15 protein-coding genes and 1 pseudogene are annotated in these 15,505 nt (G+C 73.4%); 10 read left to right on the top strand and 6 right to left on the bottom strand.

Annotated elements, in window-relative coordinates:
* Positions 1-19 precede the first annotated feature (19 nt).
* From CP983_RS36240 to CP983_RS36220, 5 genes are read left to right on the top strand one after another with little or no spacing between them, the layout of a single operon-like run.
* Positions 20-1,312, top strand: a complete 1,293-nt coding sequence (locus CP983_RS36240; protein WP_150504272.1) for an MFS transporter — start codon at positions 20-22, stop codon at positions 1,310-1,312.
* Entirely contained in the window at positions 1,309-2,160 is an 852-nt protein-coding gene (locus CP983_RS36235; protein WP_150504270.1) for a putative hydro-lyase, read from the top strand. Before CP983_RS36240 ends, CP983_RS36235 begins: the two co-directional genes overlap by 4 nt.
* A gap of 27 nt (positions 2,161-2,187) precedes the next feature.
* Positions 2,188-2,946: a LamB/YcsF family protein gene (locus tag CP983_RS36230; protein WP_125528706.1), complete on the top strand. Its 759-nt coding sequence runs from the start codon at positions 2,188-2,190 to the stop codon at positions 2,944-2,946.
* Positions 2,943-3,560, top strand: coding sequence for a 5-oxoprolinase subunit PxpB (gene pxpB, locus CP983_RS36225; protein WP_150504268.1), 618 nt, complete (start codon positions 2,943-2,945; stop codon positions 3,558-3,560). The genes CP983_RS36230 and pxpB overlap by 4 nt, the downstream gene beginning before the upstream one ends.
* The gene (locus CP983_RS36220) at positions 3,557-4,426 is read left to right on the top strand and encodes a 5-oxoprolinase subunit C family protein (protein WP_125528708.1); all 870 of its coding nucleotides are present in this window, start codon (positions 3,557-3,559) and stop codon (positions 4,424-4,426) included. Before pxpB ends, CP983_RS36220 begins: the two co-directional genes overlap by 4 nt.
* Before the next feature lie 310 nt (positions 4,427-4,736).
* On the opposite strand, the pseudogene CP983_RS36215 reads toward CP983_RS36220, so the two are convergent.
* From CP983_RS36215 to CP983_RS36205, 3 genes and pseudogenes are all read right to left on the bottom strand, one after another.
* Positions 4,737-5,558 (bottom strand): annotated as a pseudogene (locus CP983_RS36215) (SGNH/GDSL hydrolase family protein); the annotation flags it as partial.
* Positions 5,555-6,715, bottom strand: coding sequence for a glycosyltransferase (locus tag CP983_RS36210; RefSeq protein WP_150504264.1), 1,161 nt, complete (start codon positions 6,713-6,715; stop codon positions 5,555-5,557). The gene CP983_RS36210 and the pseudogene CP983_RS36215, both read right to left, overlap by 4 nt.
* A complete protein-coding gene (locus tag CP983_RS36205) occupies positions 6,712-7,842 on the bottom strand; it encodes a glycosyltransferase family 4 protein (RefSeq protein WP_150504262.1) in 1,131 nt (376 codons plus the stop codon). The genes CP983_RS36210 and CP983_RS36205 overlap by 4 nt, the downstream gene beginning before the upstream one ends.
* Here CP983_RS36205 and CP983_RS44165 point away from each other — a divergent pair.
* The gene (locus tag CP983_RS44165) at positions 7,744-7,962 is read left to right on the top strand and encodes a hypothetical protein (protein WP_167537617.1); all 219 of its coding nucleotides are present in this window, start codon (positions 7,744-7,746) and stop codon (positions 7,960-7,962) included. The two genes, CP983_RS36205 and CP983_RS44165, sit on opposite strands and share 99 nt — an antisense overlap.
* A 65-nt stretch (positions 7,963-8,027) precedes the next feature.
* Here the strand turns inward: CP983_RS44165 and CP983_RS36200 are convergent, their stop codons facing one another.
* Positions 8,028-9,446, bottom strand: coding sequence for a HEAT repeat domain-containing protein (locus CP983_RS36200; protein WP_125528711.1), 1,419 nt, complete (start codon positions 9,444-9,446; stop codon positions 8,028-8,030).
* Positions 9,447-9,746: 300 nt separating this feature from the next.
* The gene (locus CP983_RS36195) at positions 9,747-10,139 is read right to left on the bottom strand and encodes an ankyrin repeat domain-containing protein (protein ID WP_030949694.1); all 393 of its coding nucleotides are present in this window, start codon (positions 10,137-10,139) and stop codon (positions 9,747-9,749) included.
* A gap of 329 nt (positions 10,140-10,468) precedes the next feature.
* Between CP983_RS36195 and CP983_RS36190 the strand changes: the two genes are divergently transcribed.
* Together CP983_RS36190 and CP983_RS36185 are read left to right on the top strand one after the other, a co-directional pair.
* Positions 10,469-10,663 (top strand): hypothetical protein, encoded by a 195-nt coding sequence (locus CP983_RS36190; protein ID WP_004002760.1) that lies wholly within the window; start codon positions 10,469-10,471, stop codon positions 10,661-10,663.
* A gap of 41 nt (positions 10,664-10,704) precedes the next feature.
* Positions 10,705-12,339: an ATP-binding protein gene (locus CP983_RS36185; protein ID WP_150504260.1), complete on the top strand. Its 1,635-nt coding sequence runs from the start codon at positions 10,705-10,707 to the stop codon at positions 12,337-12,339.
* 64 nt (positions 12,340-12,403) lie between these two features.
* On the opposite strand, the gene CP983_RS36180 is transcribed toward CP983_RS36185, so the two are convergent.
* Positions 12,404-13,912 (bottom strand): SCO1417 family PLP biosynthesis transcription factor, encoded by a 1,509-nt coding sequence (locus CP983_RS36180; protein WP_150504258.1) that lies wholly within the window; start codon positions 13,910-13,912, stop codon positions 12,404-12,406.
* Positions 13,913-13,942: 30 nt separating this feature from the next.
* Between CP983_RS36180 and yczE the strand changes: the two genes are divergently transcribed.
* Together yczE and CP983_RS36170 are read left to right on the top strand one after the other, a co-directional pair.
* Positions 13,943-14,695 (top strand): membrane protein YczE, encoded by a 753-nt coding sequence (gene yczE / locus CP983_RS36175; protein WP_229914963.1) that lies wholly within the window; start codon positions 13,943-13,945, stop codon positions 14,693-14,695.
* Entirely contained in the window at positions 14,692-15,462 is a 771-nt protein-coding gene (locus tag CP983_RS36170) for a glycerophosphodiester phosphodiesterase family protein (protein ID WP_125527356.1), read from the top strand. Before yczE ends, CP983_RS36170 begins: the two co-directional genes overlap by 4 nt.
* Positions 15,463-15,505: the final 43 nt, after the last annotated feature.

The following is a 15,505-nucleotide window of genomic DNA, read 5'->3' as shown; positions in this document are numbered from 1 at the left end:
CCCTCTCTGCGAGGTGCCCATGAGCACGACCCCTCCACCGCAGGCCCTGACCCACCCCACCGCTGCCGAACGCGCCGACGACGACGGCGCGTTCGGCTGGCTGCGCGCTCTCGGGCCGCGCGGCCGCCGCGCCTTCGCAGGCGCTTTCGGCGGGTATGCCCTGGATTCCTACGACTACTTCACGCTGCCGCTGAGCATGGTGGCGCTGGCGGCGTACTTCGGCCTGGACAGCGGCCAGACCGGTCTCTTCACCACGGTCACGCTCGTCGTCTCCGCGATCGGCGGTGCCCTCGCCGGGGTGCTGGCCGACCGGATCGGCCGGGTCAAGGCGCTGATGATCACCGTGATCACCTACGCGGTCTTCACCGTCGCCTGCGGTTTCGCACCCAACTACGAGACCCTGCTGGTCTTCCGGGCCCTCCAGGGCCTCGGTTTCGGAGGCGAGTGGGCGGTCGGCGCGATCCTGGTCGCCGAGTACGCGAGCGCCAAGCACCGCGGCCGCACCCTCGGCGCGATCCAGAGCTCGTGGGCCGTCGGCTGGGCGCTGGCCGCGATCATGTACACCGTCGTCTTCACCTTCGCCGACGACGACCTGGCCTGGCGCGTGATGTTCTGGACCGGCGCCCTCCCCGCGCTGCTCGTCATCTGGATGCGGCGCCGGGTGCACGACGCCCCCGAGGCCGTGGCCGTGCGTGAACGGAGCACCGACAAGGGCAACTTCACGGCGATCTTCAAGCCCGGTCTGCTGCGTACGACGATCTTCGCGGGGCTGCTCTCGACCGGTGTGCAGGGCGGCTACTACACCCTGGCGACCTGGGTGCCGACCTATCTGAAGACCGAGCGCGAGCTGTCGGTCGTCGGCACCGGCGGCTATCTGACGTTCCTGATCTCGGGCGCCTTCCTCGGCTATCTGACCGGCGGTTACCTCACCGACCGGCTGGGCCGCCGGCGCAACATCTGGCTCTTCGCGCTGCTGTCCGCGGTCTGCATCCTGGCGTACGCGAACATCCCGAGCGGCGCCAACACCCTGCTCCTGATACTCGGTTTCCCGCTCGGGTTCTGCATGTCGGCGATCTTCAGCGGCTTCGGCTCGTACCTGAGCGAGCTGTACCCGACGGCGGTGCGCGGCACGGGGCAGGGCTTCACGTACAACACCGGCCGCGCGGTGGGCGCCGTCTTCCCCACCACGGTCGGCTTTCTCGCCGACAGCTGGGGAGTGGGCGGTGCGCTGGTCTTCGGCGCGATCGGCTACGGCATCGCGGCGCTGGCTCTGCTCGGACTGCCGGAGACGCGCGGGAAGGAGCTGGCGTGAACCGCACGGAGGACCGTCCGCTCACCGTCGGCACGGCGGACCAGCCCGTCACCGCTGTCGACGAGCACGCGCACGCGTGGAGCCCCGCGACCGCCCGCGCACGCTTCCGGGACGGGCTCGCGGGCCCCACGGCCGGGGTCGCGGCGGGGCACACCCAGGTCAATCTGATCTCGGTGCCCGCCGACTGGGCGTACGACATGCTGCTGTTCTGCCAGCGCAACCCCAAGCCCTGCCCGGTGCTCGACGTCACCGACGCCGGTTCCTGGACGACCGTCCTCGCGAACGGCGCCGACCTGCGCACCGATCTGCCGCGTTACCGGGTGTGGCGGGACGGCGAGTTGGTGGACGAGCCGACGGACGTGCGGGCGCACTGGCGGGGCGATCTGGTGTCGTTCCTGATCGGGTGCAGCTTCACCTTCGAGTCGGCGCTGGCCGGGGCGGGCGTCCCCATCCGCCATGTCGAGCAGGGCCGCAACGTCCCGATGTACGTGACCAGTCGGCAGTGCCGGCCGGCGGGACGGCTGCACGGCCCGATGGTGGTGTCCATGCGCCCGGTGCCGCCGCAGCACGTGGCGGCGGCCCTGCGCGAGACGGGTCTCCTGCCCGCGGTGCACGGCGGCCCCGTGCACTGCGGCGATCCCTCGGCGCTCGGCATCGCGGACCTCGGCGGGCCCGACTTCGGCGACCCGGTGGTCCCGGAGCCGGACGACATCCCGATGTTCTGGGCCTGCGGGGTGACCCCGCAGGCCGCCGTGATGGCCTCGCGCCCGCCGTTCGCCATCACCCACGCACCGGGCCAGATGTTCCTGACCGATGCCCGCGACGAGCAGTACCGCATCGTCGCCTGACCACCGACTGGGGAAACGACGGAACTCATGACCTCGATCGATCTGAACGCCGACCTCGGCGAGGGCTTCGGCCGCTGGCAGCTCACCGACGACGAACGGCTGCTGTCCGTCGTCACCAGCGCCAACGTGGCCTGCGGCTTCCACGCCGGGGACGCGGCCACCATGCGGCGGGTGTGCGAGCAGGCCGCCGAGCGCGGGGTGCGGATCGGCGCCCAGGTCTCCTACCGGGACCTGGCGGGGTTCGGGCGGCGCGCGATGGACGTGCCGCCCGCCGAGCTGACGGCCGAAGTGGCCTACCAGATCGGCGCCCTGGAGGTCTTCGCGCGAGCGGCGGGCACGCGCGTGTCGTACGTCAAGCCGCACGGCGCGCTCTACAACCGCGTCGTGCACGACGAGGAGCAGGCCGGCGCGGTCGTCGACGGCGTGCTCCTGGCGGACGCCACGCTGCCCGTGCTCGGCCTGCCCGGCTCCCGGGTGCTGGAGCTGGCCGCCAAGGCCGGGCTCCCGGCGGTCACGGAGGCGTTCGCGGACCGCGCGTACACCGAGCGGGGCACGCTCGTGCCGCGCGGCCAGGACGGTGCCGTGGTCACCGACCCCGAGGCCGTCGTGGAGCGCTCGGTGGGCCTGGCCCGCTCGGGCACGGTCACCGCCCGGTCCGGGGTCCCGGTGGAGGTACGCGCGCGTTCACTGTGCCTGCACGGGGACACCCCCGGCGCCGTCGAGCTGGCCCGCCGGGTGCGGGCGCGGCTGGAGGAGTCGGGGATCCGGGTGGAGGCCTTCGTATGAGGGTGCTGCCCGTCGGTGACGACGCCCTGCTCGTCGAGGTGCCCTCGGGCGAGGAGGCCCGGGCGCTGCACGCGGAGCTGCTGCGGCGCCGCGCCGAGGGCGCGCTGTCGGTCCGCGAGATCGTCCCCGCGGCCCGGACGGTCCTGCTCGACGGCCTCACCGACCCGGCCCGCCTCGCCACCGAACTGACCACCTCCGAAGTACCGCCCGCTCCCCCACGCGCGCGTGAGTCGGTCGAACTGCCGGTGCGCTACGACGGCCCGGACCTCGCCGACGTCGCCGCGCACTGGGGTGTGTCCCCCGAGGAGGTTGCGCGGATCCACGCGGACACCGAATTCAGCGTCGCCTTCTGCGGTTTCGCCCCCGGCTTCGGCTATCTCACCGGCCTGCCGCAGCGCTACGACGTGCCGCGCCGGGCCACTCCGCGCACGTCCGTGCCCGCCGGTGCGGTGGCGCTCGCGGGGCCGTACACGGGCGTGTACCCGCGTTCGTCGCCGGGCGGCTGGCAGCTGATCGGCAGCACCGACACCGTGCTGTGGGACCACACGCGGGTGCCGGCCGCGCTGCTGTCGCCGGGCACGCGCGTGCGCTTCGTTCCCGTGGGGAGCTCATGAGCGACCACGCGCTGTCCGTCGTACGCGCCGGGGCGCTCACCACCGTGCAGGACCTCGGCCGTCCGGGGCACGCCCATCTCGGCGTGCCGCGCTCCGGGGCGCTGGACGCCCCCGCGGCGGCGCTGGTCAACCGGCTCGTCGGCAATCCGCCCGAGGCGGCGGTCCTGGAGACCACGCTCAACGGCTGCACGCTGCGGCCCCGTTCGGCGGTCACCGTGGCGGTCGCCGGCGCGCCCTGCCGGGTCACGGTGGACGGACGCCCGGTCGCCTGGGGCGCCCCGGTGCACGTGCCCGCGGGTGCGCTCCTGGACGTCGGCGCGGCCCTTTCGGGCGTACGCGGCTATGTGGGCGTCTCCGGCGGGGTCGCCGTCGAGCCGGTCCTCGGCAGCCGCTCCACCGACCTGCTGTCCGGCCTCGGCCCACCGCCGCTCACGGACGGCGCGGTACTGCCGCTGGGCTCACCGACGCGGCCGCACGCACGCGTGGACGTCGCCCCGCAGCCGGCGCCCCCGGCCGAGCTGGTGCTGCGCGTGACGCCGGGCCCTCGCGAGGACTGGTTCACGGAGGCGGCAGTGCGCGCCTTCACCTCCCGCGTGTACCGCGTCTCAGCCGCCAGCAACCGCATCGGGCTGCGCACCGAGGGGCCCGCCCTGGAACGGGCGCTCACGCGTGAACTCCCCAGCGAGGGCGTGGTCCTGGGCGCGGTCCAGGTCCCGCCCGACGGCAGGCCGGTGGTGTTCCTGGCCGACCACCCGACGACCGGCGGCTACCCGGTGATCGCCGTCGTCCGCACGGCCGACCTCCCGGCCGCCGCACAGGCCGTACCGGGCACACCGGTCCGGTTCGTGTCCGTACGCCGCCGCTGACGGCCGGGGTCCGCCTCTCCCTGCCCGCACCCCGCTATGCCGCCTCCGGTGCGGGCTGCGGTTCCGGGACCGACCGCTGTCCGGGCACGGGCACGGTCAGCCCGTCGGACACGGGCCGGCGCTCGGGGACCAGCCGAGGATCGGACACGGACAGCCCCTCCGGCAGAGGCAGGTGCTCGGGCAGCCCCATGGGCTCGGTCACCAGCCGCTGCTCGGCCAACCCCATAGGCTCCGCCATCAGCCGCTGCTCGGCCAACCCCATAGGCTCCGCCACCAGCCGCTGCTCGGCCAACCCCATGGGCCCCGGCGCCGACAACGCCGCCAGCGCCCGCGACACCGACAGCGCCGCCCGCACATCGAGCCGGTCGCTCGTGCCCCTCGCGCGGTGGCGCATCTCGACGGCGGCGAGGCGCACCAGCTGCGGCAGCAGGTCGTTGCAGCGCCGGATCACCCAGGCGGTACCCGCGGTCGCCAGCCACAGCAGGCTCGCCGACTTGGTGGGCGGCGGGAACTCGGGCTCGGCCGCGGGCGCCGCCTCCGTCCCGATGCCCCGGTGCCTCAGCATCGCGTGGAAGCGCAGGGCGATCTGCCGGTGCCCGCGCTCCCCTGGGTGCAGCCGGTCCGAGCTCCACATCGCGCGGTCCATGATCCAGGGGTCGTCGACGGCGTGCAGATGCACCGCCCCGTACCGCTCGGACAGCGTGTGGACCACCGTGTTGACGGCTCGCTGCCTGCGGGCCAGCGGATTGCCCAGGACTCCCGGCAGACCCAGCATCGTGCCCGGGTCGGGAAGGCAGGCGGTGAGCACGGCCGTGCCCTGACGGGTGAAGGACTCGTAGACCTTGTCGAGGCGCTGGGCGATCTTCTCGATGTCGAAGGTGCTGCGCAGGGTGTCGTTGACGCCCACCAGGACGGACGCGACGTCCGGACGCAGCTCCAGCGCGGCCGGCAGTTGGGTCTCCAGCACGTCCCGCGTCTGGGCCCCGCTGACCGCGAGGTTGGTGAACTCGGCGGACGGTTCGGACAGCCCGCCGGCGAGCAGCGCGGCCCAGCCGCGCCACCCGTTTCCCGCGGGATCGCCCACCCCCTCGGTCAGGGAGTCCCCGAGAGCGACGTAACGGAGCGGTCTCATGCCGCGCCCTCCGCACGCACGAAGGGACGCGCCGGCAGGGCCGCGTCGTGCGCGTTGAGGAAGGCGTCCACCGCCGTGCCCCAGCCGAAGCACTCCGCACGCGCTCGTGCCGCCTCCCGGCGCTCGCGCTCGGGACGGTCGAGGATCATCTCGACGGCGTCCGCGAAGGCGTCCCCGTTGTCCGCGGCGGTGGCCCCGGCGGAACCGATCACCTCCGGCAGCGCGGACGACGCGCTCGCCACGACGGGCGTGCCGCAGGCCATGGCCTCCAGCGCGGCGAGCCCGAAGGTCTCGGCGGGCCCGGGGGCCATGGCCACGTCGGCGGAGGCCTGGAGCGCGCCCAGCAGACTGCGGTCGGCGACGTGGCCGAGGAAGGTGACCGGCAGGTCGCGCTCCTGCGCCCGCTTCTCCAGCCCCGCCCGCAGCGGGCCGTTGCCCGCCACCACGAGCACGGCGCGCACTCCGCGCCGGCGCAGCGACTCCAGGGCGTCGAGGGCGGTGCCGGGCCGCTTCTCCACGGAGAGCCGGGAGCACATCACCAGCAGCGTCTCGTCCGCCCGCGCGTGGGTGGCGCGCAGCGCGGCGTCGCGCAGGGTGGGGCGCCGGTTCATCAGGTCGACGCCCAGCGGGGCCCGGACGACGTTGCGGGCGCCGATCCGCACGAACTCCCGCTCGGCGAACTCGGTGGTGCACACGACCCTCGAGTACGTGTGGGCGGTACGGACGTTGAGGTGGTCGGCGGCCCGCCGGGACATGGTCTCCGACAGGCCCCAGGTCCGCAGCACGCCGTCGGCGGTCTCGTGGGAGACCATCACGGCGGGCACCCGGGCGCGGCGGGCCCACTTGCCGGTCCAGCGCAGCGTGGTGCGGTCGGAGACCTCCAGGCGGTCGGGGGCGAGTTCCTCCAGGAGGGACGCGACCCGCCGCTTGTCGATGAGCACGCGGTAGCCGCCGGTGCCGGGCAGCATCGGACCGGGCAGGGTGATCACGCGGCCCTGCTCGGTCTCGCAGTCGCTGTACTTGTCACCGGGCACGATCAGGACGGGGTCGTGGCCCGCCAGCTTGAAGCCCTTGCCGAGCTCGCGCAGCGCGGTGCGCAGCCCCCCGGAGGCGGGTGCGACGAAGTTCGCGAGCCGGACGATCCGCAGGCCGCTCATGCCGCCACCACCGCCCGGCGCGCGGCGAGCACGTCGCCGTAGTGGCCGATCAGCTGGTCGCCGATGGCGGCCCAGGTGCGGCCGTCGACCGTGGCGTGTCCGGCGGCGCCGTAAGCGGCCCGCAACGCCGGGTCGGCGACGAGGCTCCGCACGGCGTCGCGTACGGCGTCGGCGTCCCGCGGCGGCACCAGCAGGCCGGTGCGGCCGTGGTCGACCAGGTCGAGCGGACCGCCCGCGGCGGGCGCGACGACCGGCACTCCGCTGGCCATGGCCTCCTGCACGGTCTGGCAGAAGGTCTCGAAGGGCCCCGTGTGGGCGAAGATGTCGAACGAGGCGAAGATCCGGGCGAGGTCGTCGCCGCCGCGGCGGCCCAGGAAGACCGCGCCGGGCAGCGCCTCGGCGAGCGCGGGCTGGCTCGGCCCGTCGCCGACGATGACGACCTTGACGCCGTTCAGGCCGCACACGCCGGACAGCAGCTCGATGTGCTTCTCAGGGGCGAGCCGCCCGACGTAGCCGACGATGACCTCGCCGTTCGGGGCGAGTTCGCGGCGCAGCTTCTCGTCGCGGAGCTCGGGGCGGAAGCGGGCGGTGTCCACGCCGCGTGCCCACAGCTTGAGCCGGGGCACTCCGTGGGCCTCCAGGTCGTTCATGGATGCGCTGGAGGGGACGAGGGTGAGGTCGGCGGCGGAGTGGACGGACCGTATGCGCCGCCAGGCGGCGGCCTCGCCGGCGCCCATGTAGGTGCGGGCGTATCCGGCCAGGTCGGTCTGGTAGACGGCGACGGCGGGGATGCCGAGCCGGGCGGCGGCGGCCATGCCGCGCACGCCGAGGACGAAGGGGCTGGCCAGGTGCACGACGTCGGGCCGGTGCTGGATCAGCGCGGCGGCGAGGCGCCGGCTGGGGAGCGCGACCCTGACCTGGGGATAGCCGGGGAGCGGGAGGGAGGGGACATGGACGACGGGGCAGGGCGCCATGGAGGCGGCTGCCTTGTTCCCGGGAGCGGGAGCCGGAGCGACGACGAGGGGCGCGTGACCGCGATCGACGAGGTGTCGGGCGGTCTGGAGCGCGCAGTGGGCCACGCCGTTCACATCGGGGGGAAAGGATTCGGTCACGATGACGACACGCATACCGGTGTTGTCGCCGTGCTGGACGTGGCCGCGTCAAAGTGGATCTTTCCGAACGACAAACGTCCCATGAGCGTTCCGCTGCGCACCCGAGCGGGTCAGATCACGGCCATGCGCGTCTGACCCGCCGGTCATCCCGCGTTCACCCGGCGGGCGGATCTCCGCGAGATTCACAGGGTGAACACATGTCAGCCGGTGCTCGTGTCCGGCCCGATCCGGCTGCGTACGGCGGTCTGGACCTCGGCCTCCTCGGCCGGGTCGGCGGCGAGCCGGCGCAGTCGCTCGACGACGCGGGTGTCCCCGGTCTCGGCGTGCCGGGCGGCGATCTCGCGGGTGGTCTCCTCGCAGTCCCACAGGCATTCGACGGCGAACCCGGACGGGAAGGAGGGATCGGTGGCGGCGAGGGCACGGGCGGTGCGGCCGCGCAGATGGGACGAGGCGGTCTCGCGGTAGATGTGGCGCAGCACGGGGGCGGCGCAGGCGATGCCGAGCCGTCCGGTGCCGTCGACGAGGGTCCACAGCGTCGGGGCGTCGGGGCCTTCGCCGCGTACGGCCTCGCGCAGGGCGGCGAGCACGAGGTCCTTGTCCTCGGCTCCGCCCCGGCAGGCGAGCATGCGTCCGGCGGCGGCACCGAGCGGATCGGGCCGTCGGGCCCAGCCGCGCGCCCGGTCGACGGCGGCGACGCTGCGCATCCGCTCGAAGGCGTCGACGGCGGCGTCCACCACGGCGGAGGTACCGGTGACGACGGCCGCCTCGATCAGGTCGAGGGCGTCCGGGTCGTTGCTGTCGGCGAGGTAGCGCAGGGCGGTGCAGCGGGCCCCGTCGGTGCCGTCCTCGGCGGCGGCGACGATCTCGGGCCGGTCCTCGGGTCCGGCGACGGCCATGAGGCACCGCGCGGCGGGCACATGGAGTGCGGCACCGCGCTCCATGCCCTGCTGGGCCCACTCGAAGACCGCCTGCACGCTCCACCCCGGACGGGGCCCGGTAGGTCGCATCTGGCGTTGCCAGCGGTCGAAACAGCCGGCCTCCTGAGCGGCCCGCACACGCGTGGCGATGGACTCGCGCGGATCCTCGGCCCACAGCCGCCACGGCCGTGGCTCGAAGGCGTCCCGTACAGCGACGGCCAGCTCGGCCTCGCCCTCGGGGTCGGCGGAGAAGCGCGCGAGCACGGGCGCGGCGAGGGCGCGCAGCCCGGTGTCGTCGTCCCTGAGCGCGAGTTCGTCCAGCGCCCAGGCCCAGTTGGAGCCCGAGGCGGCGTACCTGCGCAGCAGTTCCAGGGCGTCCCGCCTGCCGTAGGACGCGAGGTGGCCGAGGACGGCGAGGGCCAGGCCCGTGCGTGACTCCTCGGTGTCGAGGACGTCCTCGACGTCGAAGAGGTGGGCCTCGATCTCGTCGAGCTCGCCGCTGAGGTCGAGGTAGAGACGGGCGTAGTACAGGGAGCGGTTCTCCACCTGCCAGTCGTGGCGGGGGTCCCGCAGCACACAGTGGTTCAGAGCCGCGAGCGCCTCGGCCCGCGGGGCGGTGAGCGCGTGCAGCGTGCCGTCGCCGCGGCCCCGCTGGAGCAGGCCGAGCAGCGTTCCGCTGGGCGCTATGACCGGTTCGAACATGGGAAACAGCCTCACATCAAGCGTCGACGCAACCGGGGTTCTTGCTTCACCTGGCCGCGTGACAACACGTCGGGGCGCCCGCCGTTTCCTGCTTGCTGTAGACCATCTTCCTCTGCCTCTCGTCGGTGGCCCATGCGGACCGATCACGGTCCGCGCGGTGCGGCAACACCTGCCCAGCCATCGCGTCCGTGAATCACGACGTCATGATGACTCGGCACTTACATCTGCCGCGACCGAAATTTCGGCGGCCCTGTACCGCCTCCCCCGTTTTCCGTGTCTTGGCTGCTCAGAGCGTTCCGCTCAGTGAGCGCCGAACAGCTCGAGCAACTCCGCCTTGGCGAACATGCGGGCGGTGTCCACGGCCGAGGGAGTGCCCTCGGCCGGGTCGGCGCCGCCCTCCAGAAGGGCCTTGATCACTTCCGTCTCGCCCTTGAAGACGGCACCGGCGAGTGGCGTCTGGCCTCGGTCGTTGACGCGGTTCGCCTCGGCGCCCCGGGCGAGCAGGGCGCGCACCGCGTCCGCGTGGCCGTGATAGGCGGCGAGCATCACCAGGGAGTCGCCGCGGTCGTTGGTGAGGTTGGCCGGAACGCCGGCGTCGACGTACGCCACGAGCGCCTCGGTCTGCCCCTGCCGGGCCAGATCGAAGATCTTGGTCGCCAGCTCCACGACCTCGGGGTCGGGGGCATCAGTCATCGGCCGGACCGCCTCTCACTACGTGCACGGGGACTGCGGGGAACTGCTCGCCGCCGCGGGGAGCAGCGGTACGGCCGGCGAGCGGTGCTCGGCCGTACGAGTGATTCGCCAGCGTACTGGCTAGCGCGGCACATGACCCGATACGCCCGAGGCAAAGATCATCGCAGACACAGCCGGACGCATCACCCAAGCTCATCCGCACAAGGACACTCCGCCAACAGGGGGAAATCTGCCGAATTTCACCCAGTTGCACCTTTTATCGTATGGATACATCCTGTGAGCCTGGAAGTACTCATGGTGACTGTCCCCACCAAACCAGGAGCACTCACATGATCCTCTCCATCTCAGGCGTCGTTCTGCTGGGCATCGTCGTCTTCATCTTCTTCCGCAAGGACGGGCTGAAGGCGTCGCACGCCCTGATCTCGGCCCTGTTCGGCTTCTATCTGGCAAGCACGGCGATCGCCCCGAGCATCAAGGCCGGCGGCGAGAGTCTCGCGAGCCTCCTGGGCGGCATCCAGTTCTGACGCCGCCCACCCCCGCCCGTACGCACCTGTAGGAGACAGCAGTGGCCCGCCGCCCCCTCCCCCGCATCCTGAGCACAGGCAGCGCGCAGATCGCCCGGAGCCGCGATCTGGCCCGCGCGCAGTTCGCCCGAAGCCGGGAGCTGGCCCGGACGGCCGGCGACAGTGCCTCTGACGTCCTCCATCCACTGATCACGATCACCCGTGGTCTGCGCCGGCTGGCCACGGCCGGGCGGCGCAGATGGGCCGAGACCCCCAAGGACAAGCGCGGACCGCTGCTGTTCCTGGTGGCCTCGGTGATCCTGGTCGTGGCACTCGTGCCGTACGGCCCGCTGCTCGCCGTCATCACCGTGATGGCGGCGGCAGCCTGGCAGGGCCGGGACCGTAAGCCGACGGAGCCCGACGGCCCCGACGAGTCCCAGCTGGAACGCCTGCGGGCGCTGTACGAGGCTCTGGTCCCGTACTTCTCCGCGGCCGACGACCCGGCCCCGCTGTACACCCACGGCGGCGAGTGGGAGAAGGCCTTCCCCGAGTTCGAGTTCGACGGCACCGGGCGCGTGGGACGGCTCCTCGTGCGCTACCCGGCCTACTTCACCGACGGCGAGGCGCGGGCCCGCGCGCGGATCGAGCATCTGCTGACGACGAAGTCCGGCCGCGGCCGGGAGTACCACTTCGACTGGGACGAGGAGGGCAACGAACTCACGGTCACCGTCCTCGCCCCGCTGCCCACCGACATCGCCGCCCAGCGGTTCGTCACGACCCCGGGCGAGACCGTCCTCGGCTTCACCGACCCGAGCGGCGTCCAGCGCACGCTCCCCCTGACCCATGGCGCCCGGCAGCTCGACGTGCCGCCGGTCGTCTGGCGCACCGGCATCCGCTCGACGGAGCCGCACCTGCTGGTCGTCGGCCAGCCGGGCACCGGCACCTCGACCCTGCTGCGCTCCATCGCGCTCCAGGCCCTGCAGTACGGCGACGTCGTCATCGTGGAGGGCGGCAGCACCGGCGAGTACGCCTGCCTGACCGGACGGGACGGCGTCCTGGCCGTCGAGTGCGGGCTGGCCGGGGCGCTGGCCAGCATGGAGTGGGCCGCGACGGAGACGGAGCGGCGCCTGATCGCCGTGAACCGGGCCCGGCAGGCCGGGAACCCGCCGCCGGAGGACACCAAGCGCCCGCTGTGGCTGCTGCTGGACCGACCGACGGCGTTCACCCACCTCGCCGCGGCGGACGATCGCAAGGACCCGCTGTCCCTGCTCCAGGTGCCCCTGCGGCACGGCCGCGCGGCGAACGTCACGGTGGTGGTGGCCGAGCAGTGGGACACCGTGGACGCCCTGTCCGACGCGGTACGGCAGCACACACGCGCGCGTGTCGTGCTCGGCCCCGCGACGGCCGGGCAACTGGAGTCGGTCCTGGGCGCCCCTCCGCACACCACGCCGGTCGCCGACGTCCCGCCCGGCCGCGGCTACGCCCGACTGGGCACCGGCCCCGTACACCGTCTCCAGGTCCCGGCGACCCCTGACCCCTATGACGACGCGACGAGCGACGCCCACCGTCAGGCGGTGCTGGAGCTGCTGCCGGAGCGGACGGCGCCGGTGGAGGCGGAGCGGCTGACGAACCTGGAGAAGGCCGAACCGGAGCCGGAGCCGGTCCCCGTGGAGGCCGTGGTGGCGGAGACGACCTGACCGGCCTCCGGCGAGGCCGGTCCTGAAGCAGGACCGCACCGGCAGGCGTGGACCCGCTCCTCGCTCAGGCGACGAACGGCCGCGCCGACTCCGCCGCTCCGCTCACCCCGCTGGCGCCGCTCTCCACCAGCCGGGCCGCCGCGGCCAGCCTGACCGCGGCCTCCTCGGCCACCGCGCCCCCGACGGTGAACGGCAGCCGCACATACCCCTCGAAGGCGCCGTCCACCCCGAACCGGGGCCCGGACGGCACCCGTACCCCGACCCGCTCCCCCACCTCCGCGAGCCGCGAACCGGACAGGCCCCCGGTGCGGACCCACAGCGTGAGCCCGCCGCCGGGCACCTCGAACTCCCACTCGGGCAGCTCACGGCGGACCGCGGCGACCAGCGCGTCCCGGTTCTCCCGGGCCTGCCCGCGCCGCACGTCCACGGCCTGCTCCCAACCCCCGGTGCCGAACAGCCAGTTCACGGCGAGCTGCTCGAGGACGGGCGTGCCCAGGTCGGCGTAGGCGCGCGCGGCCACGAGACTGCGGATCACGTCCGGAGCCGCCCGCACCCAGCCGATCCGCATGCCCGCCCAGAAGGCCTTGCTGGCCGACCCGACGGTGATCACGGTCGACCCGGCGGGGTCGAAGGCGCAGACGGGGCGCGGCATTTCGAGGCCGGGGTCGAGCCACAGCTCGCTCATCGTCTCGTCGGCGACCAGCACCGTCCCGGCCGAGCGGGCCGTGTCGACCAGGCGGCGCCGCTGGTCCTCGTCGGCCAGCGCTCCGGTCGGGTTGTGGAAGTCGGCGACGACATAGGCGATCCGCGGCGCGGCCTCCCGCAGCACCTGCCGCCAGCGGTCCATGTCCCAGCCGGACAGCCCCTCGGCCATGGCCACGGGCACCAGCCGCGCCCCCGCCTCCCGCATCAGCTGGAGGATGTTCGCGTACGACGGCGACTCGACCGCGATCCGCTCACCGCGACCGGCGAACAGATGGCAGATGGCGTCGATCGCGCCCATCGCCCCGGTCGTCACCATAATCTGCTCGGGCATGGTCGGGATGCCGCGTTCGGTGTACCGCTCGGCGATCATCGACCGCAGCGCGGGCAGCCCGGCCGGGTAGTCGCCGTGAGTGTGGGCGTACGGCGGCAGCTCCTCCAGGGCGCCCTGGACGGCACGGGTCAGCCACGGCTCGGGCGCGGGGAGCGCCGCGCAGCCCAGGTCGATGATCGAGCCGAGCGCCTCGGGCGGCAGCGGTTCGAGGCCCCGCGCGGGCAGCGGGTTCCCGGCCGGTACGGCGGTCCAGCTGCCGGCCCCGCGCCGCGACTCCAGGAACCCCTCGCTGCGCAGCGCCTCGTAGGCGGCGGCGACGGTCGTACGGCTCACGGACAGCGCGAGGGCCAGTTCCCGCTCGGCGGGCAGCCGCGCGGCGACCGGGACACGGCCTTCCAGGACGAGCAGCCGGATGCCGTCGGCCAGAGCCCGATACGCGGGCGGACGTTTGCTGCCCGGCCCCGCGGGGCGATCCTGCTGGGAGGTGAGGAGCCGGGCGAGCTGCGCGGGGCCCACCGCGGAAGTCCACTGCGCCATGATTTCCAGTCCACCTTCTCCGAATTGGCCATGGATGGCGTTGCATCCCAAGCCACAGGGTGTCATGCATCAGGCCACTACCACCACTCAAGGGGGCACGTCTTGTCCACGCAGGGGCATGTCACACAGCGGCTCACGCAGGGGCATCTCGTACGACGGCTGTCACAGCTCTACATCGGGCTCACGCTGTACGGCGTGAGCTCGGCCATGCTGGTCGAGGCGGGTCTCGGCCTGGAACCCTGGAACGTGCTGCACCAGGGCCTCGCCGAGCTCACCGGCCTCACGATCGGCGTCCTCTCGATCATCGTCGGCGCGGCGGTGCTGCTCTTGTGGATCCCGCTGCGCCAGCGGCCGGGCCTGGGCACCGTCTCCAATGTCTTCGTGGTCGGCGTCGCCATGGACGGCGCCCTCGCCCTGCTCCCCGAGGCGCACTCCCTGGCCGTGCGGATCCCGCTCCTCGTGGCCGGCATCGTGCTCAACGGCGCGGCCACCGGCCTGTACATCGCCGCCCGCTTCGGCCCCGGCCCCCGGGACGGCCTGATGACCGGCCTGCACCGGCGCACCGGCCGCTCGATCCGCCTGATGCGCACCGCCGTGGAGATCGCGGTCGTGGTGACCGGCTTCGCCCTGGGCGGCACCGTCGGCATCGGCACCCTCCTGTACGCGCTGTCGATCGGTCCGCTCGCCCAGCTCTTCCTGCGGGTGTTCGCCGTCCCCGCGGCATCCGACGGCAGCACGGTCGTTGCCACCGGGCAACCCCGGGGAGCGATACTGCGTCCGTGAGCACCACGCGGATACGCCACCCCTACCTCGACCACCCCGGCCCGATCCCCTTCGCCCATCGGGGCGGAGCGGCAGACGGCCTGGAGAACACCGAGTTCCAGTTCCGGCGCGCGGTGGAAGCTGGCTACCGGTACATCGAGACCGACGTCCACACCACGCGCGACGGCCGGCTCGTCGCCTTCCACGACTCGACCCTGGACCGGGTGACGGACGGGGCGGGCCGGATCTCCGACCTGCTCTGGGACGACGTACGGCAGGCGCGCGTGGCAGGCAAGGAGCCGGTGCCGCTGTTCGAGGAGCTGCTGGAGACCTTCCCCGAGGTCCGCTGGAACGTCGACCTCAAGGCGGAGCCGACCCTTCACCCCTTCCTGGAGCTCATCGAGCGCACCAACGCCTGGGACCGCATCTGCGTCGGCTCCTTCTCCGAGGCCCGCGTCGTCCGCGCCCAGCGCCTGGCGGGCCCCCGCCTCGCCACCTCGTACGGCACCCGGGGCGTCCTCAACCTGCGGCTGCGCTCCTGGGGCGTGCCGGCCGCGCTGCGCGGTTCGGCGGTCGCCGCCCAGGTGCCCGAGACGCAGTCCGGCATCCAGGTGGTGGACCACCGCTTCGTGCGGGCCGCCCACGCCCGCGGGCTCCAGGTGCACGTGTGGACCATCAATGATCCCGATGCGATGCACCGGCTCCTGGACCTGGGAGTCGATGGCATCATGACCGATCACATCGACACGTTGCGCAAGGTCATGGAGGACCGGGGCGTCTGGGTCTGACCCGGTCCGCGGCTCCGCCCTCGCGCGGGATCATCACGGGGAA

The organism is Streptomyces chartreusis, assembly GCF_008704715.1.
Taxonomy (GTDB): Bacteria; Actinomycetota; Actinomycetes; order Streptomycetales; family Streptomycetaceae; genus Streptomyces; species Streptomyces chartreusis.
Note: the sequence above shows the minus strand (reverse complement) of the source record. Positions and strands in the feature narration are given on the sequence as shown.

Bases quoted from the DNA above. Each gene is read 5' to 3' on its own strand.
- CP983_RS36240 (WP_150504272.1), top strand. From the start codon at position 20: ATGAGCACGACCCCTCCACCGCAGGCCCTGACCCACCCCACCGCTGCC.
- CP983_RS36230 (WP_125528706.1), top strand. From the start codon at position 2,188: ATGACCTCGATCGATCTGAACGCCGACCTCGGCGAGGGCTTCGGCCGC.
- pxpB (WP_150504268.1), top strand. From the start codon at position 2,943: ATGAGGGTGCTGCCCGTCGGTGACGACGCCCTGCTCGTCGAGGTGCCC.
- CP983_RS36220 (WP_125528708.1), top strand. From the start codon at position 3,557: ATGAGCGACCACGCGCTGTCCGTCGTACGCGCCGGGGCGCTCACCACC.
- CP983_RS36210 (WP_150504264.1), bottom strand. From the start codon at position 6,715: ATGAGCGGCCTGCGGATCGTCCGGCTCGCGAACTTCGTCGCACCCGCC.
- CP983_RS36205 (WP_150504262.1), bottom strand. From the start codon at position 7,842: ATGCGTGTCGTCATCGTGACCGAATCCTTTCCCCCCGATGTGAACGGC.
- CP983_RS36200 (WP_125528711.1), bottom strand. From the start codon at position 9,446: ATGTTCGAACCGGTCATAGCGCCCAGCGGAACGCTGCTCGGCCTGCTC.
- CP983_RS36195 (WP_030949694.1), bottom strand. From the start codon at position 10,139: ATGACTGATGCCCCCGACCCCGAGGTCGTGGAGCTGGCGACCAAGATC.
- CP983_RS36190 (WP_004002760.1), top strand. From the start codon at position 10,469: ATGATCCTCTCCATCTCAGGCGTCGTTCTGCTGGGCATCGTCGTCTTC.
- CP983_RS36180 (WP_150504258.1), bottom strand. From the start codon at position 13,912: ATGGCGCAGTGGACTTCCGCGGTGGGCCCCGCGCAGCTCGCCCGGCTC.
- yczE (WP_229914963.1), top strand. From the start codon at position 13,943: ATGGATGGCGTTGCATCCCAAGCCACAGGGTGTCATGCATCAGGCCAC.